This is a genomic window from Streptomyces sedi (assembly GCF_006335015.1).
Lineage (GTDB): Bacteria > Actinomycetota > Actinomycetes > Streptomycetales > Streptomycetaceae > Streptomyces > Streptomyces sedi.
Genome location: NZ_VDGT01000001.1, coordinates 566,139 through 591,986 on the forward strand (window position 1 = coordinate 566,139; position 25,848 = coordinate 591,986).

The window sequence follows — 25,848 nt, forward strand, 5'->3', positions numbered from 1 at the left end:
GACTCACCCCCAGCCGCCGCGGTAGCCGTACATCGCCAACTCCTCGGCGCAGGCCAGCGCCGCGTGCGGCCGGACGGCGCCGTCGCGCCCCTCGGCGAACACCTCGCTGGAGAGCACCCGCCCGTCGACCCCGTTCACCTCGCGCACCGAGGAGACGAACCGCCGCAGCTTCCCGCCCTGCGCGTAGGTGTTGCGCCGCTCCACGAAGAGCACGAAGTTGACCGCGCCCGCGATCAGCATCTGGCTCGCCTCGATCGGCAGCCGCTCGTTCGCCTGGAGCGCGTAGGTGGAGATGCGGTTGAACACCTCCTGCGAGCTGTTGGCGTGGATCGTCGACAGCGAACCGTCGTTGCCCTGGCTCATCGCGTTCAACATGGTGACGATCTCGTCGCCCAGCACCTCGCCGACGATCACCCGGGACGGGTTCATGCGCAGCGAACGCCGCACCAGCTCGGCCATCGTGATCGAGCCCTGGCCCTCGGAGTTCGGCAGCCGCTCCTCGAACGCCACCACGTTGGGGTGGAGTTCGGGGAACTGGTCGAGCCCCAGCTCCAGGGCGCGTTCCACGGTGATCAGCCGCTCCTCGGCCGGGATCTCGTTGGCCAGCGCCCGCAGCAGCGTCGTCTTGCCGGCGTTGGTGGCGCCGGCGATCATGATGTTCTTCCGTGCCCGCACGGCCGCCGTCAGGAACTGGCCCAGCTCCGCGGTGAGCGTGCCGTTGCCCACCAGGTCGGCGAGGAAGACCTTGCCCAGCCGCGCCCGCCGGATCGACAGCGCGGGCCGCCGCGTCACGTCCATCACGGCCGACAGCCGCGAACCGTCCGGCAGCCGCAGGTCGAGCTGCGGGTTGGCGGAGTCGAACGGGCGGGAGGAGAGCCCCGAGTAGGCGCCGAGGATCTGGATCAGCTCGACCAGCTCCTCGTCGCTCTCCGCCACCGGCTCGCCGCGCACCTCGCGGCCGTCCGAGTAGCCGATGAAGACCTGGTCGCAGCCGTTGACGTCGATGTTCTCCACGTCCGGGTCGTCCAGCAGCGGTTGCAGCCGCCCCACCCCGAAGAGCGCGGCGTGCACGGCGGCGGCGTACGCCTCCTCCGAGGCCGCGTCCAACGGCGCGCGCCCCTCGGCGATCTCCGCCCGCGCGTACTCCTCCAGCACCTGGGCGATCACGGCCCGCGCGTAGTGCCGCTCGTCCTCGGACGACATCGGCCGCACGCCGCTGGCCTGGTCGATCCGGCGCTGCTCGGCTATCCGGTCACCGGCGTCCTGCCGGAACCGCTTCACCAGCTGGTGGTTGACCTCCCCCGCGCGCCCGGCCTCGCCCGCGTTCATCCCGCACCTCCCGCGGCGCCGTCGCCCGGCCGCCAGGGCGGGCCCTGGGGGGCGGCGTGCGGCGGGCCGTAGCCGGCGGGCTGCTGGCCCTGGCCGGGCGGCGGCGCGCCGTAGCCCGGCGGGGGCTGGCCGTAGCCCGGCGGGGGCGCGTAACCGGGCGGCGGCGCGTAACCCGCCGGCGGGGGCGCGCCCTGCGGCGCTGGCGGGCGCTGCGCGCCGGGGGGCGGCGCGGGCTGGGCGCCGGTCGCGCCACTGCCCGAGGGCGCCAACTCGCCCCGATACACCTGGTGCAGATCGGCCACCACCCGCCGCGCCGAGCGCACCAGCAGCGAACGGTCCAGCCGTCCCCGTCTGCGCCCCGCCAACTGCTCGGCGCCCACCGGGTCCTCGGCCAGCAGCCCCACCACCCGCGAGCCCGTGCCCGAGGCGATCAGCATCTCGTTGACCTGCGTCGCGACCCGCTCACCGCGCTGCGGGTCGGCCACCAGCACCACGCCGATCTGCGGCAGCGCCAACTGCGCCGTGCCGCGCTGCCCGCCGTGCAGCTTGTTGTGCAACGCGGCGGCACGGTCCCTGACATGGGCGATCTGCTCCGGCGAGGAACGCGTCACCAGCAGCAGCACCGAGGCGTGCGGCAGCAGCGCGTGCACCGGCGAACCCGCGTCCAGCCGCCCGCAGTCCGCCAGCACGTCGGCCGCCACCTCGGGGTGCGGCGACTGCGCCAGCTCGGCGAACGCCCTGCCCAACGCGCCCCACTGGCCGGTCAGCCCGGCCGCCTGGTCGGAGTTGGCGAGGCCCACCAGCACGTCGAGACCGCCGGAGAGCCGCTGCGCGTGATCCCACAACTGCTCGGCCACGACACCCCGGCGGGCGGTGGCGGCCAGCGAGAGTATCCCGGTGGTCGGGTCGGGCGGCCGGCCGTTCTCCGTCACCGAGCGGTAGACCAGGTCGCCGCCGGCCGGGTCGATCTCGGCCAGCAGCGCGCGACGCGGCCAGAGCGCGGCCAGGGCCACGGCCGTGGTGGTCACCCCCGGCGCGCCCTTGTCAGCGGCCACTGCGATCAGCGCCATCCGCCTACCGTTCCTCCCCCGTGCGCGCGCCCTGCGCCTCTTCGTCGACCACTCGCCGGCAGGCCGGCGGCCATCCGCTGGCCGCTCACCCGCTGGCCGGCCACCCGTTGGCCGTTCGTCCGCTGGCCGTTCACGCGTCGGCCGCTCACTCCGTGGGGGCGGCCACGACCACCAGCGACACGTCGCCGGCGGCAGCCGCGCTCGTCAGGTCGGAGACCACGGCCTCCTCGACGCGCAGGGTCACCGGCAACGTGCTGTTGCCGCCGCCACCGCCGTCGCCGTGGATCGCCGAGACCTGCGCCGAGTCGGTCAGCAGCGTCTCCCGCCCCGACTGCGCGCCGTCCTGCCCCCCGTCACCGGCTTCACCCGCGGGGCCGCCGTCCCCCACCCAGTAGGCCGCGACCGTGTCGCCGGCCTCAAGTCCCGAGGGGTACTGGCCCGGTTGGAGCGAGACGCCCACCATGACCTCGCCCTCCGGCAGCGTCGGCTCGCCCGTCAGCATCTCGCCGACCAGCACCGTGCCTCCGACCAGGTCGGTCGTCGGCCGCAACTCCTCCATCACGGTGCCCCGCTGCTCCCACCGCACATAGCTCACCGCGTCGTCCTCGGCCACCAGCACCGGCTCCATCGCGGACTCCGGTATGCGCTGACCCACGGGAACGCGTTCGGTGATGCGGATCGCCTCGACCCGGTCCCCCGCGCGCATCACGAGAATCGTCGCCCCCAGGGCCCCGAACAGCACCAGCAACGCGGCAAGCGCCGCGAGCGCGGGCTTCCGCTCACGCGGCGGAGCCGGCAGCCGGTCCCCGGCCACTGGGCCAACGGCGATCGACTTCTTCGCAGCCGTGGATACCCGGTCCTCAGTCCTCATCCGCCAACCCCGGTTCCACGTGGAGGAGGGCGTTCGCGACCAACGCACGAACGCTCACGCAAAAGAACGGTCTCATTACCCTATCCGGTGATTCGCACGCTATCAGTCCGCTGACAGCGCCTTCAACGACGATCGCGCAACATATCGCGGACCCGGTCGAGGGCGTGACCTGCGTGCACGTGCAGCGCGCCGGGCCACCGGCACGCCAACTCCCCACGCCTCAACGGACGATGGTCTGCACCTCGTCGACGGTCACGTCGTACGTCGTCTCGAAGACCCCGTCCGGCAACGTTCCCCCACTGCCGTCCGAGCCCTCCCACGCGATCTCCCACCGCACGGAAGCCGTCAACTCGTACGCCTCACCCTCGGGCGTCGACCGCAGATACGTCACCCCACACGCGGGCTCCCGATCCTCCCACCCCTCCCGGTAAGCGGGCGCGTCGATCGCGCACTCCCCCGACCCCGGATGCGTCTCGGCATCCTCGGTCCCCGGCGCGATACTCAACCCCACCGGCGTCGCCGTCGTCGTCGCCGACAGCCCGTACCCGTCGAGCGACGCCGTCACCGAAACCGGCTCGAACCCCCCGTCCGTCGGCCAGATCCACGTCGCGAGATTCACGGTCTGCGCCCCACCCGGGTTCATCTCCACCTCGGTGTCGGGCACCCGGATGCGCTCGTACGCCAACTCGGCGAGCAACGCGATGTCGACGACCTGAGGAATGTCGGCGGGCGGCGGGTCGTCGAAGTCGACCCAGAAGGTGCGGGATTCGCAGGCGAACCGCGCCTCCCGGTCGGGGTGGTTCTCGTTCCGCACGACCTGCCAGAACATCCCCTCCCCCTCCTTGTCGACGTTGTAGTTCGGATACTCTCCGTCCTCGCCGTAGCTGTTCTCAAGGGACTCCCGCAGCGCCTGCTTGTCCTCGTCGAGATGCCCCGCGCCGTAGAACTCGCGCGACAACTCGTTCCAGTACGCCTCGAACTCCTCTGGCGAGTACGCGGGAGCGTAGTAACAGGCGGGAGGCGTCCAGTCGGTCCGCGCACTGCTCAGCCCACTCGGGCCGTCAACCACATCACCGCTGTAACTGATGCGAACGACGCTGGCACTCGCTTCGATGTCCTGGGCTTCCGAGTCGCCCTGGGTCTCCTCTTGCCCCTCGTCGATGGCGTCGTTCCACTCTTCAGCACGAGCCCCCGGCGCGCAAAAGAACAGGAGCAGAAGGAGCGAGGCCCCTCCGACCGCAAACCGCGCCCTTTGCTTCACACACATTCAGGGGACTCGGATTCCTGCTCGAAAGCGACCGTCTGCCAAACCCCAGCCTCGTTAAGTTCCATCCTCCCCGAGTAGAAGGACGGCATCGCATCGGGCTCCTCTTCGCTGACGACTTCCCTGGTCTCAAAGTCGACAGTCACCACCTGACTGAAATCGCGACAGTAACTGAACGTTGCCGACTCCTCGCCCTCCAGAATCGTCACGTTCCTGTCGAAGTAGCGCACGACCCCTGTGGATGTGTTACCGCCCTCCTGGATGTTCGACAGGGCGTTCAACGTCTTGATCAGCGCGTCCCCAGCGACGAAGTAGCGCAACGCCGGTCGTTCCACGTCGTGATGAACGATCGCCTCGGCAACAGCGTTCTCGAAACCCTCGTTGTCGCGAAGCGCCGCGTCAACAAGAGGGTCTCCGGTCGGCTCGCCCTCGAAGACGTTCTCGTAGTCCGCCCCCAGGTCGATCTCCGGCCGCCCGTCGTCCGGCTCCTCCGTCGGCTCCGGGTCCTCGCTGGCCTCGGGCTCGTCGCTGGGGGTCTCGACGCCCGCGATCTCGTCGTCCTTCCCCGAGTCGTCCCCACCGCACGCGGTCAGCACCAGCGCGCTGGCCGCGACGACAGCCCCGTACACGATCCTGTTCCGGCGAGCCACACGAGCCACAGCAACTCCGTATCAAAGAAGGACGATCACACAGCCACGCGATCCAAGCCTAGTTACCGGCCGGGCACAACGAGCCACGACCCCCGTCAGTCTGCCCGCTTCGCGCCAACTGGGACAGGGTCAGCTGGTCCGGAAACCCAACTCGGCGACGATCCGGCCCGAGAGGGCGATCATCTCGTCCCGCGGCAGCGCCGCGGGAACGCCGGGCGGGGTGAGGGCGCGCGCCACGAACGCCTCAGGCAGCGCCGGGGCGTAGTGCCTCACGTAGGGGGCCAGATCGTGGCGCCACACGAACTGGCCGTCGGTCACCACCGAGGAGCCCCCGGGGACCTGGAAGGCGCCGTCGACGACGTCATAGGTCAGCTCCATGACGTCCAGCACGGGCAGACCGGCGTCCAGGTACCCGGCCACGGCGTCCGCCGGGTAGTCGCCGGGCGGGGAGAGGGCCTCGCGCAGCGAGCCGCGGTGGAACGCGGGGGCGTGCGGGGTCAGTTCGCGGAAGAAGCCGACGTAGGTCAGTGCGCTCACGGGCACTCCGGGCAGTGGCGAGGAGGGCCGCCGAGACGACGGCCCGTGCCCGCCCCTCCGCGGCAGCGGACGGGCGGGCACGGGCCGTTCGGGCGGTGCGGGCGGCGGTCAGGTCACGGCGCGGGGGTCGTGACGGAGAACGGCGTGCCGTCGCCGAGGTGCAGGATCGCGCGCCCCGGCGTCGGCTGCTCGGCTGCCGCGCTGCGCGGCAGCTTCGCGCCGATCAGCTCGCCCGAGCGGTGCGTGGTCGGCGAGAGCAGCGCGCCTCGGCGGGCCTTCTTCGCGTCGACCTGCCAGCCGGAGAAGCCGCCGCAGATCTCGCCCTCGTCGCCGCCGAGCACGAGATAGCGGCCGAGCTGCGAGCCCTGGGTGACCAGGGCCTTGAACTCGTCCGCCGCGTCGCAGCGGCGCAGGTCCTCGCCGTCGTCGACGAGGACGACGATCGGGTTCTCGACCGACGAGGTGGAGACCGCCTCGCGGAGGTCCTTCTCGTCGAGGTCGTCGCCGGTGAAGACCTGCACGACGCCCTCCTGCCCGGCCAGGTCGCGCAGCGGCGAGGGCCGGGGCGCGGCCACGACCACCCGCACGCCCTGCGCGAGGTAGGACTTGGCGAGCATGGTGAGGACCGTGGAGCGGCCGGACTTGGGCGGGCCGGCGATGATGAACGCGGGCGTGCCCTGGGCCAGGTCGGGACCGTAGCCCATCAGCTCGTCGCCACCGACGCCGATGAGGCCCCACAGGCGGGAGTTGGAGGTGTCCGGGTCCCGCATCTCCCACGCGTCGGCGAAGGTGAGGCGGCTGGGCAGGACGTCGACGCGGAACGGCCGGCGGTTGCGCGGCACCGCCGCGTCCCGCTGGGTCGCCCAGTCGCCGATGGCGCCGAGCGCCGCCGCCTGCGCCTGGCCGGACAGCTCCTCGGCGAGCACCGCGACCTGGATCTCGGTGAGCGCCTGGTTGCGGAACATCCGTCCGTCGGCGATGTTCTCCGGGACCTTGCGGGCCGCCATGCCGATGTTGGAGTAGTCGGAGCGGTCCGAGAGCCGCATCGCGTACCGCTCCTCGGTGAGCGTGGAGATCCGCCCGGAGAGCACGCTGCGGTCGCCGACGATGACGACGTGGATGCCGACCGAGGCGCCCTCGCGCATCATCACGAACACCTCGTCGGTGAGCGCGCCGTGGTCGATCTCGCCGAGGGTGGAGACCCAGCCCTCCCAGCGGTCGATGAGCACCACCAGGTGGGGCAGCCGCTTGTCGGGCTCGGCGCTGGCGCGCTGCTCGTTGATGTCGGCCAGCGCGTCGGCGGCCAGCACGTCCTGCCTGCGGTCCATCTCCTGGCGGAGCCGGCGGATGAGCCGGCGGACGCGCTCGACCTGGTTCCTCGTGACCACGGCGCCGCAGTTGGGCAGCCGGGTGAGGGCGTTGAGCGCGCCGTTGCCGCAGTCGATGCCGTAGATGTGGACGTCGGCCGTGGAGTGCACCCAGGCCAGGGAGCCGGCCATCGTCCGCAGCATCTGGGAACGGCCGCTGCGCGGCGCGCCGCCGACCAGCATGTGGCCGAAGGTGCGGAAGTCGATGGCGACCGAACGCCGCGCCTGCTGCGTGGGGAGGTCCTCCACGCCGTAGGGGGCGGCGGGCAACATGCCGGCGGGCGCCGGGTGTTCGAGGTCGCGCAGCAGCACGCTGTCCCCGAGCGCGGGCAGCCAGGGGCTGTGCTGCTTGGGGAAGCCGAGCTGGCGGTCGGCCTCGATCACCGCGTCGACCAGCACCTTGAGGTCGGTGATCTCCTCCTCCTGGGACTTGGCCCCCGGGGGCTTCTTCAGCGCGGCGCGGCCCAGGTTGTTCCACTCCAGCTGGCCGGACCAGGGCCGGGAGACCGCCGGGTCGACGGTGCCGGGCCGGCGGCCACCGACGCGCCCCGACTGGAACGGGACGAGCGAGGCGTGGCCGAGCCGGACGTAGGCGCGACCGGGCGTGGACTTGGCGATGAAGCCGGCGTCCGGCGCGTCGATCACGTCGGATGACTCGCTGCCGTCGGTGACGCGCAGCGCGATCCGGAGGTTGGTGTTGGCGCGGATCTCCGGGGAGACCACGCCGCTGGGCCGCTGGGTCGCCAGCAGCAGGTGGATGCCGAGCGAGCGGCCTCGCTGGGCGATGTTGACCAGGCCCTTCACGAAGTCCGGCAGCTCGCGGACCATCGAGGCGAACTCGTCGATCACGATGAGCAGTCGGGGCAGCGGGGCCAGCCGGCCCGGGTTGCGCCGGATGAGGTCCTGGTAGTCCTCGATGTCCTTGGCGCCGACGTCGGCGAGCATGTGCTCCCGCCGGGTCAGCTCGGCGCCCAGCGAGGAGAGCGCGCGTTCCACCAGGTAGTTGTCGAGGTCGGTGACCATGCCGACGGTGTGCGGGAGCTGCACACAGTCCTTGAACGCGGAGCCGCCCTTGTAGTCGACGAGGACGAACGTCATGTTCTCCGGGGTGTTGGCCACCGCGAGGGACGCGACGATCGTCTGGAGCAGCTCGGACTTGCCGGAGCCGGTGGTGCCGGCGATCAGGCCGTGCGGGCCGTCCCTGCGGAGGTCGATGGCGAACGCGCCGTCGTAGGACTCGCCGATCACCGCCTCCGTGGACTGGCCGCCCATCTGCCAGCGGGCGGCGACGGCGCCGGGGGACGGCGGCTCCATCTCGATGACGTCCAGCAGCCGGGAGGCCGAGGGCAGCGCCGCGTCCTCCGACTCGCCGCTGATGTCGCGGATGGGGCTGAGCGAGCGGGCCATCAGCTCGCACCACTCGGGCAGCACCCAGTCGGGTCGCACGCCGCGGATGCGCCAGGCGCCGGTCTGCTCGACGCGGAGCCGGTCGGCGGAGACCGTCGGCGCGGGGGCCGAGGGCCCGGCCTGGCCGGGGAACGCGCTGCCGGGGACGGCGAGGAAGGTGTGGAAGCCGGTCGCGAAGCCGGGTTGCCGCGTGCCGCTCTTGGCGGCGCGGTCCGGGTTGGGCTCGGCGATGACCACGGCCTGGCACTCGCCGGGCAGGAAGCGCTCCTCGTCGTCGATGCAGAGCGCGAAGATGGAGACCGAGGGCCCCTCGCGCAGCAGCCGGATCACGCCGGGCAGCGAGCGCATCTTCCGGGAGCCGTCGAAGACGACGACGATGTCCGGGTCCTTGAACGACGAGGTGCCGTTGGAGCGGGCCTGCTTGGCCGCCTTCTGGCGGGCGTCGAGGGCCGCGGTCAGCTCGGCGACGCGGGCGCCGATGGTCTCGGCGTCGTTGCCGACCAGGAGGTTGGTGTCCTGCTCGGGGGCCGGCCTGGAGTGCGGCAGCCAGCGCATCCACTCCCAGCTGTACTGGCCGGTGCCGTCCGTGAGCATGACGAACTGGACGTCGATCGGGCTGTGCAGCACGGCGATCTGGCCGACGGACCAGCGGGCCAGCGCGCGCGCCGAGTCCCCGGAGCCGGCGTAGCCGATGACTCCGAGGGTGCGCAGCGGCAGGGTGACGGGGGCGTCGGCGATCTTCCAGGCGACCTGGCGCTTGTGCTCGTCCTGCTCGGGGTCGGTGAGCACGACCTCCGAGTCCAGCTGGACGGTGCCCACGCGCAGCAGCAGGTGGTCGTCGTCGGTGCGGCGGCGCTCGAAGAGCCGGGTGCGCGGCCCGGTGGCCTGGGTGAGCACGGTGGCCGGGTCGGGTGCGGCGTGCCGACGGGCGAACCGCTCGGCGATCAGCGCGTCGCGCGCGTCCTTCTCGATCCTGGCCTTGCGCTCCTTGTACTCCTCCAGCTTCTTGGCGTGCGATATCCGGCCGCGCTTCTTGTCCATGAAGTAGTTGGACAGCAGCATGACCGGGCTCATGAAGGCCATCATGAGGAAGAGCCAGCGGCCGGTGATCGAGGCCATGGCGACGGCGCCGACCACGGGGAGGATCGCCATCAGCCAGGGCAGCGGGCGCTTCTCGCGCTCGCCGGGCGGCTTGGGGAGCTGGAACTGCGTCTGCCGCTCGGGCGGCAGCAGCCGCGGCGGGCGGTTGTAGTCGAGGCCGGCGCCGTCCTCGGAGACCTTGAGCGCGGCGTCCGGCGGGAAGTAGGGGGTCAGCTCGAAGAGGGAGTCGCCGACGGAGAGTTGCTTGCCCAGCTTCCAGACGGCGCGGTCGCCCTCGTTGTGGAAGAAGGGCTCGCCGTCGATCAGGGGCTGCTCGTCGCTGTAGACCGTGACGTGGCAGGTGCCCTCGGCGGCGACCCGCAGGGTCATCGCGCGGTCGGGCAGCGTCGGGTCCGGCACGTGGATGTGGACCTGCTGTCCGGCGCCGATCTCGACCTTGCCGACGCCGATGCGGTGCACGGCGCCGGCGGCGGGGCCGCCCACGACGCGCAGCTCCACCAGGCCGTTGGGCTCCGGCGGCCAGCAGCCGCTGGGGTTGTGGAGGCTGACGACGCCGCCCTCGCGCAGCGGGGACTGGGCCAGCGTGAGACCGGGGTCGACGTACTCGCCGTTGACGAAGAGGTGGGCCCCACCCGGTGCCTCCGCGTACCCGGGCTGGCCGCCGGCCTGCGCCGGCGCGAATCGGCTGCCGACCGCCTGCGTGAACTCGGGTGTCAGGTCCGCGATCTGCGTCTCCGGGTCGGCGTCGACCACGGTGTCGGCCCGATGCCCCCCGACCGGGTCTACTACTGTCAGGGTCAGGCGCACACTCATCCTCCCGTTGCTGACACGGTCTCCTTCTGGTCGAGACCGGCTCAATCATCGCATCCCGCACCGACAGGAACGCCGGGACGGTGGACGGCCTTCGAAACGGTCGCGGAGCGCGGCCGGGCCATCGCCACGGTGAGAGATGACGCGGTAAACGCCGCTGGTTCCCGTCGGTTGGTCGCTTCTCCCACGATGCCGCAGTTTTCGCCGCTCCGGAAGCGGATCGGGCGCGTGGGAGGCGCTTACCGGACGCCAGCGTACGGGGCGTGCGCCACAGGGGGCGCGAGCCGGCGCGTGAGGTGTTCGGGGGTGGTGGTGGTTCACGCCGACCCGTGTTCTTTCCGGGGCCTTTCCGGGACGGGTGTGGGGTCGGTGTGGGGGGTCGTGCGGGGCGCGTGGGCGCGTCGGGGCCGGTGGGAGGGCGCTCGGCGATGTTCGTGCGGATCGGGTGCAACCGTCGGGGAACGAGTGGCGTCCTTCGTGTCGTTGAGGGCGCGAACGACTCGCGAGGAAGGCACCGAGACCGGGCTTTCGTCCGAAGTGCCGCCCACGTAGGGTGAGTACCTCAACGAATTGCGGGAGGAAGCCGCCTCCCGCCAGGGCCAGAGGAGGGGACCGCCATGAGCGATATGGATGTGACTTATGACGATATGCAGGAGGCGGGGGACCGACTCATCGACGAGCGGGAGCAGATCGACCAGAAGCTGTCGTCGCTCCAGAGCTACATCGACAACCTGGTCCAGACCGGCTTCGTGACGAGCCGGGCCTCGCGTGCCTTCGACGACTCGTACCGCGAGTTCACCCAGGGTGCCCGCAAGGTGATCGAGGGTCTTGAGGGCATGGGTACCTACCTCAAGACCGCGGCCGACACCTACCGCGACACCGACGAGGGCCTCGAAGGCGCCATCCGCGGCTGATCCCCGCCTGCGCGTCGAGGGCGGCGCCGGGTGTCCTCGTGACATCCGGCGCCGCCCTTTCGGCTGCCGGGGGCCGTCCGCCCCGGCCCGGGAGGCGCACGCGAGGGGCCGGGCGGGAGCACACGGCACGACGGGGGAACGACGGGGAGACGACGGGGAGAGTAGTAGCGAGATGTCCTTCTTGAGATTCTTCGAGGACGAGGTCAGGGAGTTGGCGGCCCGGCTGGAGGCGAGCGGCGACGACATGCGGGAGGCGTCGCGCAGTCTCGCCGACGCCAGCGGTTCCCGCATCGGGCCCCCCGACCTGGGCAGCAGGTGTGACGACTTCGCCGACTCCTGGGACTACGGGTTCGGCCAGCTCTCGGAGTTGACCTCCGGTATCGGTGATGTCGCGATCAACGCGGCCGAGACCTACACCGCCACCGACGAGGAGCTGGAACGTGCCCTCAACGAGGGCGGAAGCGGGGCCTGACCAACCATGAGTGACGCGTATCCGAACCTGGGCTTCGACCCGTGCCCCGGCGACCTCGCCGCCGCCGAGTCCGTGGCCCAGACCATCCACGACGTGGCGAGTCTCAGCTCGTCCACGCACACCACCCTGACCGCGATCAACACCTCAAGCGGCATCTGGGTGGGCCGCGCCGCCGACGCGTTCAGTGAGACGTTCGACGAGGTGCCGCCCTATCTCCAGCGCGCGGTCAACGCGTTGGACGCCGCCGCGCGGGCCCTCCAGCACTGGGTGCACGACCTGGACCGGTTCCAGCAGACGGCACGCCACCTGGAGGAGGAGGCCGCCACCGCCCAACAGCAGGTCGCCAGCGCGCAGTCGGCCGTGGACTCGCTGCCGTCCGACACCTCGGAGATGGACGACGACGAGCTCTCCGAGCACGAGGACGACGAACGCGCCAGGGGCAACGCGCTCAACAACGCGAACGCCGCGCTCAACGAGGTGATCCGCCGCGCCGAGCAGCTGCACCGGGACTACCAGGAGGCCGCCGAAGACACCTCGCGCGCGCTCTCCGCCGCCGCGGACGACGCGCCGCCGGAGCCGGGACTCTTCGAGTCGATCGGCAACGCGGTCGCCGACATCGTCGACTTTCTGACCGACCCCAACACCTGGAAGCTGATCGGCGACATCTTCGCCGACATCGCGGCCGTGGTCGGCGTGATCTGCCTCGCGGTGGCCGTGATCGGGCTGTTCGTCGCCAGCGGCGGCACGGCCGCGCTGATCCTGGGCGCGATCGGCACCATCGGCGGCTACATCGGGCTGGGCGCCGGCGCCGCCGGGCTGCTCTTCCACGGCATGGCGATGGCCGGCGGCGCCGAGGGCGTCACCTGGGAGACCATCGGCTTCGACCTGATCACGGTCGCCACCGGCGGGCTCGGCGTGCTGGGCTCCGGCATCGCGGGCGCGGCCAGGGCGACGGGCCCCGTGGCCGGGATATTCAGCGGGTTCGGCGGCGCCGGTCGCGGCTGGTCGCTGGTCGGCAGCGGCATGGACTGGGCGGGGAACATCCTCGGCAACGCCGGTTCAGCGGAGAGCCAGCGGCGGCGGATGAACGACGACGGCACCACGTTCAGCGACATCCCGATCATCGGCCCGATCGCCGACCTGGGCGACCTGGCGGGCGAGCACATGGCGCCCGACGCCCAGTTCGTGCCGCCGCCCGTCGGCGACTCCGGTCCGGTGCCGATGCCCGAGGTCACCCCGCCCGGCGACCCGATCCCGATGCCGGAGGTCACCCCGCCGGGCGACCCGATACCGATGCCGGAGGTCGTGCCCGCGGCGCTGACCCCGGACTCGGTGCTCACCGGCACGGACGGCGCGTTCCTCAGCGGCCTTGAGGTCGCGGCATGAGCGCCCCCGCCGAGCCGGCCGAGGGCGCCGGCATACCGATCGACTTCACCGCGCGCATCCCGGACAGCTACGTCCCGCTGCCCGACTCGCCCTCGCCCGAGGAGTGGTCGCACACCCTGGACCGGCTGATGCCGACGGTCGAGGGCGAGGGCCGGAACTACGCGATGGACAACATGCCGCGCGTGCTGCCGATGCTCCAGGTCGACGAGGTGTGCAAGACGGCGCTCCACATCAGCGTGGAGAACGGCTCACTGGCGCTCGGGATGCTGGTCGTCGGCCTGCTGCCGACGGGACACGAGTCGGCGCTGATCGCGGCCGAGTCCATCTACCGGGTGAAGAAGGAGGAGTACTTCGGCGAGGTGCCCGAGGACCAACTGACCGACATCGACGAGCGGTTGGCGAAGGGCTCGCGCGGCCCGCAGGACACCCTGATGGCGACCAAGCTGCCGGGCGGCCCCGCGGTGACCTCGATCTCGCTGCGGTCGATGACGTTCACGCGTCCCGAGGGCATCGGCCACGGCCCGCCGCCGAAGCTGGGGATCTCCTTCCTCCAGCTGGCGATGCCGGCGCCCAGGGACTACTGCGTCTACTTCACCATCGCGACGCCGACCCTGCGCCACACCCCGGTCTTCGGGGATCACCTGGCGAAGATCGCCCGCACCGTCTCGTTCGACCCGGACACGGTGGCCAAGGCCGCCAAGGGCGACGACGTGGTCTTCACCAGGGACCTGCGGGGCGCCCCCGCCTGAGGGGGCCGGCCCGCCGGGATCGGGGGACCCGGCGGGCATCATGGTGGTCATGAACGTGACGACGGGAGACGGGGACTGGCTGGGCCGGCTGCGGCCGATCAACGACTACCTGGTGGCGCTCGACCGGCAGCACTACGAACGGTCGGGCGTCGCCCCGCTGGTGCTGGCGCTGCTCGCGGTCCCCGTCGCCGCGTTGGCGGTGCTGGCGGGCGTCGCGATGCCGCTGACGAACGTCGAGGAGTGGGCCGGCTGGCTGCTGCCCGGCGTTCCGGTCGCGGCGGTGTCGCTGTGGGGGACGTGGCTGGCGTTGCGCCGGCTCACCCCGCGCCACGGGCCGCTGGGCGCGGAGTTCCGCGCCGGTGAGGATCAACGGGCCGCGCAGCTCGCGCAGTTGTACGCGCTGCCGCCGCTGGGCCCGGCGTGGGGCGCGGCCCTGTGGGGGCGTGCGGAGGAGCTGTACCAGCGCTCGACCTCGGGGCTGACGGCGTTCGCTCCGCGTGACCAGCGGGAGCTGGTGCACGGGATGCGCACGGCGCCGTTCCGCAACTTCCGCTGGACGCTCGCCGGTTGGGGCGTCGGGGCACTGACCGTGGTCGGCACCCTCGGCGCGGCGGCGCCGGTGCTGGCGGCGCCGTCAGAGAACGCGCCCCTGCTGCTGGTCGTCGCGGTGGTGGCGGTCGGCTGGTCGCTCTGCTTCCGGTACTGCTTCCTGAAGTGGCGGCCGGCGGGCGACCGGGTGCCACGCACCCAGAAGGTCGGCTGGCGCCACGAACTGGCGTGGCTGCGCCACCAGATGGTGGCCAGCGGCGTGCTGGCCGGCTGGCGGGTGCCGGCGCTGCACACCGAACGGCTGTGGCGGCTGACCGGCGGCGGTCGCCGCTCCCCCGCGGCGACGCTGGCCCGGCTGCCGGAGAACGCGTTGGCCGTGCGGCGCTTCTACTGGCGGTACGTGGGGGCCGGGGTGGTCCGGCTGGCCGCGTTCTTCGTCGGGTGCTACCTGATCGCCACGGCGGTCAGCCTGGCCGGCTGAGCCGGAGCGCCCACCGGCGCGACAGGCACCCACCGGGCCGCAGACGACAACCCACCCGGCCGGTGCGCCACCGTAGTCGTCTCACCCCCGCCACACAGCATTCGCGCAGTTCCCCGCGCCCCCAAGCCGCCCACCGCCGGTGAAGGGGCGCGGGGAACTGCGCGAGCAACCCGCCACCGGGCTCACGCCGACAACCCACCCGGCCGGTACGGCACCGTAGTCGTCTCACCCCCGCCACAAATGCACCGCGCAGTTCCCCGCGCCCCCAAGCCGCCCACCGGCCCAGAAGGGGCGCGGGGAACTGCGCGAGCAACCCACCACCGGGCCGCAGACGACAACCCGCCCCCACCGGCCAGGTGAGTAGTCGACCAACCCCCGCCACACAGCATGCGCGCAGTTCCCCGCGCCCCTTCAGGTGCACCCCTCAGGCCGCCCCGGCCTGAGGGGTCCCCTTCAGGGCGGCCCAGCGGGCGGCCTCCTCCGGGGTCAACCGGCCGCGCAGCTCCGCGAGTTTGAGGAGGTTGGCCTCCGCGCCCGTGGTGAGGGTCTGGGCCTCCGCCCGGTAGTGGTCGTCGATCAGCGCCTCCAACTCCTCCTCGTTGAGCACCGGTACGATCCGCTCCGCGATCTGGTTGGTGTTGCGGTAGGAGCCCTGGAGGCGGAACGGCGGCTCGACGCGGGTGGCGTCCTCCTGCGTCGCGGAGGCGATGTACGCCGCGTTGACCTGGAGCATCACGTCGCGCACCCGCAGCAGCAGCCGCAGCACGGCGAGGATCTGCTCCAGGTCGGCCGGCGTGTACGGGTGGCGCAGCCGCTCCGCCGAGGCGGTCTCGTCGCCGCGCGCCAGGCGCACCAGCAGCTCGATGTCGGCGCGGTCGCGGGAGGCGAGCGGCGCCAGCGTCGGGTTGGCGGTGAGCGCGTTCTCGATGTGGCTGAGCGCGAAGAGTTCCTGACGGCCCGTCAGCACCTCGCCCAGGTTCCACACGTCGGCGCGGTTGGCCAGCATGTCGGGGACGCGGAAGCGGTGGCCGGACTCGGTGAACGGGTTGCCCGCCATGCAGACGGCGAAGCGCTTGCCGCGCAGGTCGTGGCTGACGGCCGCGCCGTCGGAGGTGCGGACGCCGTCGATGCGGCGCTGCGCGTCGCACAGCGGGATGAAGCGCTGGAGCAGCTCGGGCGAGCAGTGCTGGATGTCGTCGAGGTGCAGCAGCACGTTGTTGCCCATCTCCAGCGCGAAGTTGAGCTTCTCGATCTCGCGCCGCGCGGCGGCGTCCGGCGCGGCCGTCGGGTCGAGGGAGGTGGTGTGGTGGCCGAGGGCGGGCCCGTCGACCTTGACGAAGACCATCCCGAGGCGGGCGGCGACGTACTCCATCAGCGTCGTCTTGCCGTAGCCGGGCGGGGAGAGCAGCAGCAACAGGCCCTGGCTGTCGGTGCGCCGCTCGGCGCCGGCGGCGCCGAGCTGCTTGGCGAGGTTGTCGCCGATCAGCGGCAGGTAGACCTCGTCGAGCAGCCGGTTGCGGACGAACGCCGGCATCACCCGCGGCCGGTGGTTCTCCAGCCGCAGCCGGCGGCGTTCGGTGTCGAGCAGCGCGTTGCGGCGGCGGACGTAGGCGCGGTGGGCGGGTACCCGTTCGGTGCGGAACGTCTCCGTGCGGGTGAGGAACTCGTCGAGCCGCAGGGGGAGTTCGCCGCGTTCCAGCCGGGGGTGGCTGCCCAGCAGTCCGCTGATGACGGCGGTCAGCTCGGCGTCGACCGGCCGGTGGTCCAGGGTGTCGGCGGTGAGTTCGAGGGCGGCGGCCTCGGGGAGGTCGGTGGCGTCGCGGCTCTGGGCGCCGGTGAACGCGGTCAGCCAGGCGGTGACCAGCTGGTGGCGGGCGGCGAGGTCGGTGCCGACGGCCGCGAGGTCCTGGGCCAGCTCCTTGACGCCGGACTCGCCGAGCGCCGAGTGGAAGTCGCCGCGCAGCGTGCCGGCCGCGGGGCTGGTGACGAACGCGGGCCCGCCGGCGGCCAGTTCCTCCAGCAGGTAGGGGCCGACACCGGCCGGCGCCTCGCGCGGCAGACCCGCCTCCGGCGGCAGCGCGCCGAGGAACGCGCCGACGGCCTCGGTGAGTTCGTCGCCGAGCGCGTCGACCGCGGCCGTCGCGCCGAACGTGGCGCGGGCGCGGGCCAGCGACTGGGCCCTGGTGGTCAGCGCGGAACGGGTCGGTTCCGTGGTGCCGTGCGCCCAGAACAGCTGGGCGCAGGCGCGGAGTTCGGGCGGGAAGCGGAGCAGCCCCGCCGCCTCGCGCAGCCGCAGCACGGCGCCGAGGATGTGGGCGGCGTCCTGGTCGTGGACGCCCCTGTCGTACCCCTCGTCGTAGGCGGCCTCGGCGAACCGGCGGACGAGCGGCAGCAGTTGGTCCTCGGCCGCCGCCGCGGCGAGTTCGGCGTCGCCGGCCTCGGTGAGCACGGTCGCCGCGAGGTGCTCGGCGCGGTAGACCTGGGGTGACTCGGAGGCCAGCGGCTGGTCCCAGAAGTGGCGGGCGGCGGCGAGTTCGGCGTCGGTGACGGCGGCCCGGTAGTCGGTGCCGGTGACGGCGAACGCGAGGCCGCCGTCGTGCGGCACCAGGGTGAGGTCGATGGGCTGGGTGGAGGCGGTGAAGTGGTGGCGGCCGAGTCGGATGGTGCCGTCGGCGCCGAAGAGTTCGGCGCGGTCGCGGAGGGTGCGCCCGGCCTCCTGGCGCAGCGCGGTCAGCCGCCCCTCGATCTCGTCGGCGCGCACGTCCTCGCCGACGGAGCGTAGTTCGTCGGCGGTGGCGCGGACGCGGGCGACCAGCGGGTCGGCGGCGAAGTAGGCGTTGATCTCGTCCTGGCTGCCCTGGGCGCCGGCGCGGCGGCCGACGGTGTCCAGGACGCGTTCGGCGGAGGCGGCCAGCCGTTCGGCGTGCCGGGCGCGCTCGTCGAGCTGTGCCTGCTTGCGGGCGGCGAAGGTCTCGTAGATCTCCTCGCGCTGGTCGGCGAGTTGGGTCAGGTAGTCGTCGAAGGTGCCGAACCTGGCCTCCAGGTTCTCCACCGCCAGCAGCAGCCGGCCGAGGTGTTCGTCGCACTCCTCGGGGGTGGTGGCGGCGGCGAGCGCGCCGGTGACGGCCTGGCCGAGCAGCGCGTACTCGGCGGCGAACTCGGCGCGGCCCTCGCTCTCCAGCAGTTCGCGGCGGCGTCCGTCGAGGACGGCGCGGGCGCGGTTGACGGCGCCGGTGACCTCGCCGATGCGGGTGAGGAGTTCGGTGCGGACGACGGCGTCGGCGATCTCCAGGGTGCCGATCACCTCGGTGACGGTGCGGAGTTCGTCGGCGTGCTCGGCGCAGGCCTCGGCGAGCGGCGCGGCGTCGGCGACGCTCTCCACGGCGGCGGCGCGTTCGGCGAGTTCGGCGATGGCGGTGTGCGTCTCGTCGAACGCGTCGTCGCGGGAGAGGAAGGCGACGGCGCGGCGGCCGGTGGCGGCGAGCGACTCGGTGAGGGTCTCGTCGAGCCGGTCCAGCGCGCCGGTGTCGATGTGCCGGGTGTCGCGGAGCGCGGCGATCCGGCCCTGGGCGCGGCGCAGCCGGGTCAGCAGGGTGACCCAGTCGGCGGCGCCGCGCGGCGCCTCGCCGCGGGCCCGCCGCACCAGCCCGGTGACCTCGGCGTCGGCCTCGGCGAGGGTGGCGGCGGCCTGCCTGCGCAGCTCCCGCACCCGTTCGTACTCGGCGATGACCTGCTCGGCGGTGGCGCGCAGCGTGCCGACCGGCTCGTGCAGGGCGTGCGCCTCGGGCAGCGTCAGCCAGTGGTACTGGTCGGTGAGCCGGTCGCAGGCGCCGACGACGGCCTCGAACACGGCGGTGTCCGGCTCCAGTTCGGTGGCCATCCGGACGACGGTGAACGCGTCGGAGACGCCGCGGACCAGGTCGGCGTTGCCGATCCTGGCGAGCGGCCCGGTGCCGGCCGGCTGGGCGGCGGCGTGCTCCTCGCTGGCGAACGGCGTCGCCCACAGCTGCACCGGGTGGACGCGGGACGCCTCGGCGGCGCCGGCCCGGCAGACCACGAGGCGGCCGTCGTCGAAGAGCGCGAAGCCGAGGCAGCTGATCGGGTTCCGCACGGACTTGTCGATCAGGTTGTACGGCAGCAGCAGCGCCCGGCCGCGCGCGTCGTCGCGGAAGACGTAGAGCAGGTCCTCGCCGTTGGGCGAGCGCAGCAGCCGTTCGAACGCCAGGCCGTCGGCGTCCACGTCGAAGGTGCGGGCGGCGGAGCCGGCGGGCGCGGCCGACAGGTAGTAGCCGCCGGGGAAGATCACGCCCTGGTCCTCGGGCAGCACCCGGCAGCCGCGGCCGACGCCGTCGAGCCGGGTGATGTCGCCGGTGCGGGTGTTGTGGACGAGGTAGCGGTGGTCGGTCTCGTTGTAGGGCAGCACGTCCAGCAGCAGCAGCGGCCCGACGCGCGCGTGCGCGACGCGGGCGTCGGCGAGCGACTGGAGCGGCTCGGCCAGCGGCTCGCTGTGGCGCGGCGCGCCGTCCTGGTCGTCCTGCGCGGTGCGCAGGGTGAGGGTGCCGCCGCCGGTGGCCAGGCGGAGGACGCCGGCGACGTCCAGGTGCGGGTGCTGCCCGGGGGCGGCGGCCGGCACCTGGTCGTCGCGGGTGGCGGGCACCCAGGTGATCTCGTGCGCCGCGGGCTGGACATGGTCCCGTTCGCCCTTGGCGTCGACGTACTCGGGCCGCCCGTCGGGGTGCAGCCGCCAGCGCAGCACCCGGATGTCGTCGATCCGTTCGCCGGTGCGGAAGACCGCGAGCAGCAGGCTTCCGACGGTCCGCAGCCGCAGCAGCGAGGACTGCTGGAAGTAGCGGAAGAGTTCGGCGAAGTCCCGCTGGAACGCGGGGTCGTCGAGCAGCCCGGGCACCGCGTCGGGGCCGACCGGGGTGAAGCCGTCGCCGTCGGCCCTGTGCAGCCCGAAGACGTCGCCGACGCCGGTGGACTGGCCGGGCGCCGGCGGCACCCGGTAGCCGAAGAGCAGCGCGTCGCCGACGCGCACCAGGTCTCTCGGCAGGCTGTCGCGTTCGGTGCGCAGCCGGCCGGTGGCGACCAGGTCCAGCTCGCCGCCGCCGAACGTCGCGACCCGGTCGGCGTTCAGCCGCCTGGTCCGTTCCCCCAACTCGCCGGCGGCGGCCACGAGTCGGTCCCTCAGCACCTCGTAGCTGCCCCGGTCGGGCGCCTCGGCCGCGCCCGCCGGCGTCTCACGCTCGCGCGTCTCCACCCTCGCTACCCCCACGTTCGTCTCTCCACCGTGCCGACCCGGGCGCGGCGGCCCGCCCCCGACGTGGGGGACGGGCCGCCGGCGTCACGTTACGGCCGCTTCTCCAGGACGGGCCCGTCGCCCTTGGCCGGCCGGCCGTTGACTCCGGCGCCCGCGGCGCCCGCCAGCTCGGCCAGCGGCAGGTCGCCCAGGCCCTGGGCGCGCACCGTCTCCAGCAGCCCGCCCAGCTGTCCGCCGGTGTCCCCGCCGCGCGAGATCAGGCCGCTGAGCAGCCCGGCCAGCGTCAGGTCGCGCAGCCCGCCCGCGCCGAGGCCGCCCACCATGCGGGAGAGGTCCTCGGTGAACGTCGACCCCTCCTTGTCCAGCCAGGGGCCGACGAGGGTGCGGGCGTGCTCGGAGCGGTCCAGGAAGCCGTCGACGCTCTTGCCGGCGGAGATGGCTCCGACCAGCCGGTCGAAGAAGACGGAGTCGCCGCCGACGATGTCGATCTTGGCGTTCTCCAGCCCGGCGGCGACCAGGCTCGCCTGCGCCTCGGCGATCTGCCGGTGCACGTCGATGCCGGCGAGCCGGACGTCCTTGTCGGCCTCCAGCCGCAGCCGGTACTCCTCGTGCTCCCTGCTGGCGGCGTCCAGGACGGCCATCGACTCGGCCTTCTCCTTGATGCCGGTGGCCTCCGCGCCCATCTTCTCGCGCAGCGCCTCGGCCTCGGCCAGCCCCATCTGCCGGGCGGCCTCCGCCTCGGCGTGCCGGGTGGCGGCGATGGCCTGCGCCATCCGCTCCTGCACCTCGGCCTCGGCCATGCCGGGCGCGGCGGCGTCGGCCTTGCGGCCCTCGGCCAGCCGGATCGCGGCCTGCGCCTCCAGCTCGGCGGACTTCCGCTTGGCCTCGGCCAGCGTCAGGCTCTCGGCGGCCCGGTGGGTGGCGGCGGCCTCGGCGGCCTCGGCGGCCTTGATGTCCTTGACGAGCCGCTCCTGCGCCTCCGCCTCGGCGGCGATGATCACGGCCTGGCGGTCGCGCTCGGCCTCCTCGACGGCGCGCAGCCGCTTGATCTCCTCCTCCTGCTGGGCGACGGTCTTCTCCACGGCGATCCGCTCCCGGATCACGTCGGCGATCTCCCGCTTCTCGCCCTCGATCTCCTTGTCGGCCGCGATGCGCGACAGCCCGGTCTCCCGGTCGCGGGCGATGACCTCCAGCACCCGGTCCTTCTCGATGCGCTCGTTCTCGATGGCGACGACCCGGTCGCGGTTGAGCTTGGCGACGGCGACCTCGCGCTCGCGGTTCTCGTTCTGCACGCCGAGGGCTTCCTCGGTCTTCAGGTGCGCGCCCTGCGCGCGGAGCCGCTCTTCGGCCTGGACGCGGGCGGTCTCGGCCTCCTCGCGGGCGCGGACGGTCTCCACCTCGCGGCGCTGCTTGATCTCGGCGTCCGCCTGGCGGCGCTCCAGTTCCAGCACGGCCTCGCGGGCGTCGACGTTCTGCCGGGTGATCTCCTTCTCCTCGTTGCGCTGGAACTCGTTGGTGAGCACGTGCTGCGCGGCGGTGAGTTCGGTGATCTTCCGGATGCCCTGGGCGTCCAGGATGTTGTGCGCGTCGAGCTGGCCGAGCGGCGTCTGCTCCAGGTAGTCGATCGCCGCGTCCTCCAGGCTGTAGCCGTTGAGGTCGGTGCCGATGACGGCGATGATCCGGTCGCGGAACTCGTCACGCTTGGTGTAGAGGTCGGCGAAGTCCAGCTGCTTGCCGACGGTCTTCAGCGCCTCGGAGAACTTGGCGTTGAACAGCTCCTGGAGCGTGGACCGGTCGCTGGCCCGCTCGGTGCCGATGGCCTGGGCCACCTTGATCACGTCGGGAACCGTCTTGTTCACCCGGACGAAGAACGAGATCCGGATGTCGGCCCTGATGTTGTCCTTGCAGATCAGCCCTTCCTTGCCGGTCCGGCCGATCTCGATCGCCTTGACGGAGATGTCCATCACCTCGGCCCGGTGCAGCACCGGCAGCACCACGGCGCCGGTGAACGTGACGTCCACCTTGCGCACCTTGGAGACGATCAGCGCCTTGCCCTGCTCCACCTTGCGGAAGAGTCGCGTGAGCAGGAACAACGTGGCCAGGATGATGATCAGCGCCGCGGCGATCAGTACGCCGAGGCTGGTCCCGAGAGTGTCCATGGATGGCCCCCCTTGTGTCTTCGTTTCGGCGGGCACCGGGCCCGTGCCGGCCGCGACGGATCGCGGACTTGACTCCGTGGATGGGCGCGCGGCGGCGCCCCGTTCGGCGTTGCGTGGCAACGCGTGGGTCGTGGCCCCGGCGTCGGCCGGGGCGCGTGGCGGCTGGGCGCGGTCGGCCGGTGCCGTCCGCGCGCGGCGGCGCCGCCACGTGTCGGAAGTGCGTGTGGTCTGAAGGACTGTGGAGAAGTCGTGGCCTCAGGAGTGAGGACGCGTCAGTCCAGTGCCCGGTTTCGCCCGGGCCCCGGTTCGTCGGGGCCGGGGTCCAACGGACCCGCGTCGTACGGCGCGACCCAGAAGAACCCGCCGTCCGCCTCGTAGCCGTAGATCAGCGCCCGGCGCCCGGCCGCCAGCTCGGCGGCCTCGGGGCCCTCGGCGCGGACCTGCACGACGGCGGTGCCGCCGTCGTCGGCCGTGACCTCGGCCTGGCCGAAGGAGGCGGTCACCCTGCTGGTGCGCACCTCGCAGACCCGGCCCACGAAGTCCCTGTGGTAAAGCCCCGACTCCGGCTCGAAGAGCCGTCGCAGCGGGCGGACCGCCAGCCAGGCCCCGGCCCAGCCGAGCACCAGCGCGACCGGCGGCACCAGCGCGCGACCGACCTCGTCGTCGATCAGCTCGCCGCCCGCCATGGAGGCGAACCAGGCCAGCGCGGTCAGCAGGGACAGCGGAACGGCCAGCGGCACACCGCCGAGACCGAACCAGCCGAAGCCCCCGCCTCCTTCCGCGACGCCGTCGGCCGCGTCGACGGCTCCGGCGCCGACGCCGAAGGCGAGCGCGAAGAGCCAGTAGAGCAGGACGACGGCGAGCGGGAGCGAGAAGACCACGGCGGGAAACTCCAACGCCGTGGAGAAGAAGTCCGCCATGTCACCCCCCGCAAGGTCACGTCTCTTTCATTAATACATCCTTAACGCCCCGCCGCGCCAGTGCCGTTCGGCATCCCGCACGACCGGAACCGGGACGAATCACCGGATACTCCTCCTCTCCTCCGGGCCGTCAGCATCCCCGCCACGCCCGCTCCTACCGATCACAGGAACGGCCGACCGGCGCCCGGAAGGGGACGCGGAAACCAGTGACGCAGGGACCCGCCGGGCCCCCTCCCGGACCCCGTGCCCGCGCCGCCCACGCCCCCGAACCGGGCCGCGCCGCAGAGGCACCGCACCACCCCGAAACGGCGGAAACCACCCGGAAAACAACTATGCTCACGTCCGTGGCGCATCTGGCCCTCCCCCTGCGGCGCTGGCTCGCCGGGACCCACCCGGCCCGGCTCGTCGTCCTCGCGCTCTTCGCGGTGATCGCGCTGGGCACCCTCCTGTTGAAACTGCCCGTCGCCTCCGCGCCCGGGGAGTCCCCGAGCCTGCTGACCGCCCTCTTCACCGCCGTCTCAGGCGTCTGCGTCACCGGGCTGCTCGTCGTGGACACCGGCAGCTACTGGACCGGGTTCGGCGATGCCGTGGTGCTGGTGCTGGTGCAGGTCGGCGGCTTCGGCGTGATGACGCTGGCCTCGCTGCTCGCGCTGCTGGTCGCCGGGAAGCTGCGGCTGTCCACCACGCTCAACCTGGGCACCGAGACCACCTCCGGCGGCGGCGCCATCCGCCGGCTGCTGGTCAGGGTCGCGCTGATCACGGTGGTCGTGGAGGCCGCCACCGCCACGGTGCTGACGGCCCGCTTCGCGCTGGGCCACGGCGAACCGTTCGGCCGCGCCCTCTACCACGGCGTCTTCCACGCGGTCTCGGCGTTCAACAACGCGGGGCTCAGCCCCTATCCCGGCAGCCTGAGCCGCTTCGCCGGCGACCCCTGGACGCTGCTGCCGATCGCGGTCGCCGCGCTGCTCGGCGGGCTCGGCTTCCCGGTGATCATCGAGCTGCTGCGCCACCGCGCCCGCCGGAGCGCCCCCGGCGTGCGCCCCCGTCACCCGTGGTCGCTGCACCTGCGGCTGACGCTGGCGACCAGCGCGCTGCTGCTGCTCGCCGGCTGGGTGCTGACCCTGACGTTCGAGTGGAGCAACCCCGGCACCTTCGGAACGTTCGACGCTGGCCGGAAGGTGCTCAACGCCTTCTTCCACTCCGTCGTCGCCCGCACCGCCGGCTTCCACACCACCGATGTCGCCGCGATGGAGCCCGAGACGCTGCTCGGCACGGCGGCGCTGATGTTCGTCGGCGGCGGCAGCGCCGGCACCGCGGGCGGGATCAAGGTGACCACCCTCGCCGTGCTGGCCGCCGCCGTGCTCGCCGAGGTGCGCGGGCACCGGGAGGCCGGGCTCTTCGGCCGCCGCGTCTCCGAGCACGTGGTGCGGCAGGCCCTCACCGTGACGCTGCTGAGCGCCGTGCTGCTGGTGGTCGCGGTGGTGGCGCTGATGTCGCTGCTTCACGCCCGGGCCGAACTGGTCGTCTTCGAGGCGGTCTCCGCGTTCGGCACCGTGGGCCTGCACACCGGGCTCGCCGGCGAGAGCGAGGCGGCGGCGCGGGTGATCCTGATGGTGCTGATGTTCGTCGGCAGGGTCGGACCCGTCATCCTGGTGTCCGCGCTGGCGATGCGGACGCGGGAAGCGCGCTACCGGCTGCCGCGGGAACGGCCGATCATCGGATAGGCCGAGCGGGTCCGGCAGGTCGGACGGGTTGGACGGGTCGAACGGGTACGACGGGGAACGCACGGGACGACGGGGAACGCCATGAGTTCACAGCTGCACGCGATGCGCCGCAGGCGCGGCAAGCGCTCGGCCGCCGCGCACGCGTCGGCGGAGCACCACAGGGACCAGCGGGTCGCGGTGATCGGCCTCGGCAGGTTCGGGATCTCGCTCGCCGAGGAGCTGATGCGGCGCGGCTGGGAGGTGCTGGGCGTCGACTCCGACGAACGGCTGGTCCAGCAGTACCGCGACGCCCTGACCCATGTGGTGCTGGCGGACGCCACGGACGAGGTGGTGCTGCGCCAGCTCGGGATCGACGAGTTCCCGCGCGCGGTGGTGGCCATCGGCACCCGGATCGAGGCCAGCATCCTGACCACCTCCAACCTGCTGGAACTGGGCGTTCCCATCCTCTGGGCCAAGGCGATCAGCCGCCAGCACGGAAAGATCCTCGAACGCCTCGGCGCCCACCACGTGATCCTGCCGGAGCACGAGATGGGCGAGCGGGTGGCGCATCTGGTGACGGGCCGGATGTTGAACTTCATCGAGTTCGACGACGACTACGCGCTGGTCAAGACGGTCGCGCCGCAGTCCACCACGGGGATGCCGCTGAACGAGAGCGAGGTGCGCCGCCGGCACGGGGTGACGGTGGTGGGGGTCAAGCGACCCGGCGAGCAGTTCACCCACGCGACGGCGGAGACGGTCGTCCAGCCCGGGGACGTGATCGTGGTCACGGGCAGGACGTCGGCCGTGGAGTCCTTCGCCGACCTGACCTGACCTGACCTGACCTGAGAT

General features: G+C 72.7%; 17 protein-coding genes. 7 read left to right on the forward strand and 10 right to left on the reverse strand.

Going from position 1 to position 25,848, the window contains the following annotated elements; genetic code table 11:
• Window positions 1–3: 3 nt before the first annotated feature.
• The 7 genes from FH715_RS02280 to FH715_RS02310 form a co-directional block, all read right to left on the reverse strand.
• Window positions 4–1,329 carry a TadA family conjugal transfer-associated ATPase gene (locus FH715_RS02280; RefSeq protein WP_139640268.1) on the reverse strand — a complete coding sequence of 442 codons (1,326 nt, stop codon included), beginning with the start codon at window positions 1,327–1,329 and terminating at the stop codon, window positions 4–6.
• Window positions 1,326–2,399, reverse strand: a complete 1,074-nt coding sequence (locus FH715_RS02285) for a hypothetical protein (protein WP_246108491.1) — start codon at window positions 2,397–2,399, stop codon at window positions 1,326–1,328. Before FH715_RS02285 ends, FH715_RS02280 begins: the two co-directional genes overlap by 4 nt.
• 145 nt (window positions 2,400–2,544) lie before the next feature.
• The gene (locus FH715_RS02290) at window positions 2,545–3,270 is read right to left on the reverse strand and encodes a hypothetical protein (RefSeq protein ID WP_139640269.1); all 726 of its coding nucleotides are present in this window, start codon (window positions 3,268–3,270) and stop codon (window positions 2,545–2,547) included.
• A 220-nt stretch (window positions 3,271–3,490) separates the two neighbouring features.
• Window positions 3,491–4,339, reverse strand: coding sequence for a hypothetical protein (locus tag FH715_RS02295; protein ID WP_139640270.1), 849 nt, complete (start codon window positions 4,337–4,339; stop codon window positions 3,491–3,493).
• Window positions 4,340–4,527: 188 nt separating this feature from the next.
• Window positions 4,528–5,193, reverse strand: a complete 666-nt coding sequence (locus tag FH715_RS02300; protein WP_139640271.1) for a hypothetical protein — start codon at window positions 5,191–5,193, stop codon at window positions 4,528–4,530.
• Window positions 5,194–5,313: 120 nt separating this feature from the next.
• Complete coding sequence (locus FH715_RS02305; RefSeq protein WP_139640272.1) at window positions 5,314–5,721, reverse strand: hypothetical protein; 408 nt, start codon at window positions 5,719–5,721, stop codon at window positions 5,314–5,316.
• Between the two features lie 113 nt (window positions 5,722–5,834).
• Window positions 5,835–10,403 (reverse strand): FtsK/SpoIIIE domain-containing protein, encoded by a 4,569-nt coding sequence (locus FH715_RS02310; protein ID WP_139640409.1) that lies wholly within the window; start codon window positions 10,401–10,403, stop codon window positions 5,835–5,837.
• Between the two features lie 620 nt (window positions 10,404–11,023).
• Here FH715_RS02310 and FH715_RS02315 point away from each other — a divergent pair.
• From FH715_RS02315 to FH715_RS02335, 5 genes are all read left to right on the forward strand, one after another.
• Window positions 11,024–11,320: a WXG100 family type VII secretion target gene (locus FH715_RS02315; protein ID WP_139640273.1), complete on the forward strand. Its 297-nt coding sequence runs from the start codon at window positions 11,024–11,026 to the stop codon at window positions 11,318–11,320.
• A gap of 172 nt (window positions 11,321–11,492) precedes the next feature.
• The gene (locus tag FH715_RS02320) at window positions 11,493–11,792 is read left to right on the forward strand and encodes a hypothetical protein (RefSeq protein WP_139640274.1); all 300 of its coding nucleotides are present in this window, start codon (window positions 11,493–11,495) and stop codon (window positions 11,790–11,792) included.
• 6 nt (window positions 11,793–11,798) lie between these two features.
• Window positions 11,799–13,178, forward strand: coding sequence for a WXG100 family type VII secretion target (locus FH715_RS02325; protein WP_139640275.1), 1,380 nt, complete (start codon window positions 11,799–11,801; stop codon window positions 13,176–13,178).
• A complete protein-coding gene (locus tag FH715_RS02330) occupies window positions 13,175–13,927 on the forward strand; it encodes a hypothetical protein (protein WP_139640276.1) in 753 nt (250 codons plus the stop codon). The genes FH715_RS02325 and FH715_RS02330 overlap by 4 nt, the downstream gene beginning before the upstream one ends.
• A gap of 49 nt (window positions 13,928–13,976) precedes the next feature.
• The gene (locus FH715_RS02335) at window positions 13,977–14,957 is read left to right on the forward strand and encodes a hypothetical protein (RefSeq protein WP_139640277.1); all 981 of its coding nucleotides are present in this window, start codon (window positions 13,977–13,979) and stop codon (window positions 14,955–14,957) included.
• Window positions 14,958–15,381: 424 nt separating this feature from the next.
• On the opposite strand, the gene FH715_RS02340 is transcribed toward FH715_RS02335, so the two are convergent.
• From FH715_RS02340 to FH715_RS02350, 3 genes are all read right to left on the reverse strand, one after another.
• Window positions 15,382–20,232 (reverse strand): DNA repair ATPase, encoded by a 4,851-nt coding sequence (locus FH715_RS02340; protein WP_246108492.1) that lies wholly within the window; start codon window positions 20,230–20,232, stop codon window positions 15,382–15,384.
• A 74-nt stretch (window positions 20,233–20,306) separates the two neighbouring features.
• Complete coding sequence (locus tag FH715_RS02345) at window positions 20,307–22,376, reverse strand: SPFH domain-containing protein (RefSeq protein WP_139640278.1); 2,070 nt, start codon at window positions 22,374–22,376, stop codon at window positions 20,307–20,309.
• Between the two features lie 272 nt (window positions 22,377–22,648).
• On the reverse strand, window positions 22,649–23,296 hold the full coding sequence (locus FH715_RS02350) for a hypothetical protein (protein ID WP_139640279.1): 648 nt from the start codon (window positions 23,294–23,296) through the stop codon (window positions 22,649–22,651).
• Between the two features lie 344 nt (window positions 23,297–23,640).
• On the opposite strand from FH715_RS02350, the gene FH715_RS02355 reads away from it, so the two are divergent.
• Together FH715_RS02355 and FH715_RS02360 are read left to right on the forward strand one after the other, a co-directional pair.
• Complete coding sequence (locus tag FH715_RS02355; protein WP_246108493.1) at window positions 23,641–25,020, forward strand: TrkH family potassium uptake protein; 1,380 nt, start codon at window positions 23,641–23,643, stop codon at window positions 25,018–25,020.
• Window positions 25,021–25,101: 81 nt separating this feature from the next.
• Window positions 25,102–25,830, forward strand: a complete 729-nt coding sequence (locus FH715_RS02360) for a potassium channel family protein (RefSeq protein ID WP_139640281.1) — start codon at window positions 25,102–25,104, stop codon at window positions 25,828–25,830.
• The last annotated feature ends 18 nt before the right edge of the window (window positions 25,831–25,848 follow it).

Excerpts from the sequence above, each read along its gene's own strand:
- FH715_RS02280 (WP_139640268.1), bottom strand. The coding sequence starts at position 1,329 with ATGAACGCGGGCGAGGCCGGGCGCGCGGGGGAGGTCAACCACCAGCTG.
- FH715_RS02285 (WP_246108491.1), bottom strand. The coding sequence starts at position 2,399 with ATGGCGCTGATCGCAGTGGCCGCTGACAAGGGCGCGCCGGGGGTGACC.
- FH715_RS02290 (WP_139640269.1), bottom strand. The coding sequence starts at position 3,270 with ATGAGGACTGAGGACCGGGTATCCACGGCTGCGAAGAAGTCGATCGCC.
- FH715_RS02315 (WP_139640273.1), top strand. The coding sequence starts at position 11,024 with ATGAGCGATATGGATGTGACTTATGACGATATGCAGGAGGCGGGGGAC.
- FH715_RS02320 (WP_139640274.1), top strand. The coding sequence starts at position 11,493 with ATGTCCTTCTTGAGATTCTTCGAGGACGAGGTCAGGGAGTTGGCGGCC.
- FH715_RS02325 (WP_139640275.1), top strand. The coding sequence starts at position 11,799 with ATGAGTGACGCGTATCCGAACCTGGGCTTCGACCCGTGCCCCGGCGAC.
- FH715_RS02330 (WP_139640276.1), top strand. The coding sequence starts at position 13,175 with ATGAGCGCCCCCGCCGAGCCGGCCGAGGGCGCCGGCATACCGATCGAC.
- FH715_RS02335 (WP_139640277.1), top strand. The coding sequence starts at position 13,977 with ATGAACGTGACGACGGGAGACGGGGACTGGCTGGGCCGGCTGCGGCCG.
- FH715_RS02345 (WP_139640278.1), bottom strand. The coding sequence starts at position 22,376 with ATGGACACTCTCGGGACCAGCCTCGGCGTACTGATCGCCGCGGCGCTG.
- FH715_RS02350 (WP_139640279.1), bottom strand. The coding sequence starts at position 23,296 with ATGGCGGACTTCTTCTCCACGGCGTTGGAGTTTCCCGCCGTGGTCTTC.
- FH715_RS02360 (WP_139640281.1), top strand. The coding sequence starts at position 25,102 with ATGAGTTCACAGCTGCACGCGATGCGCCGCAGGCGCGGCAAGCGCTCG.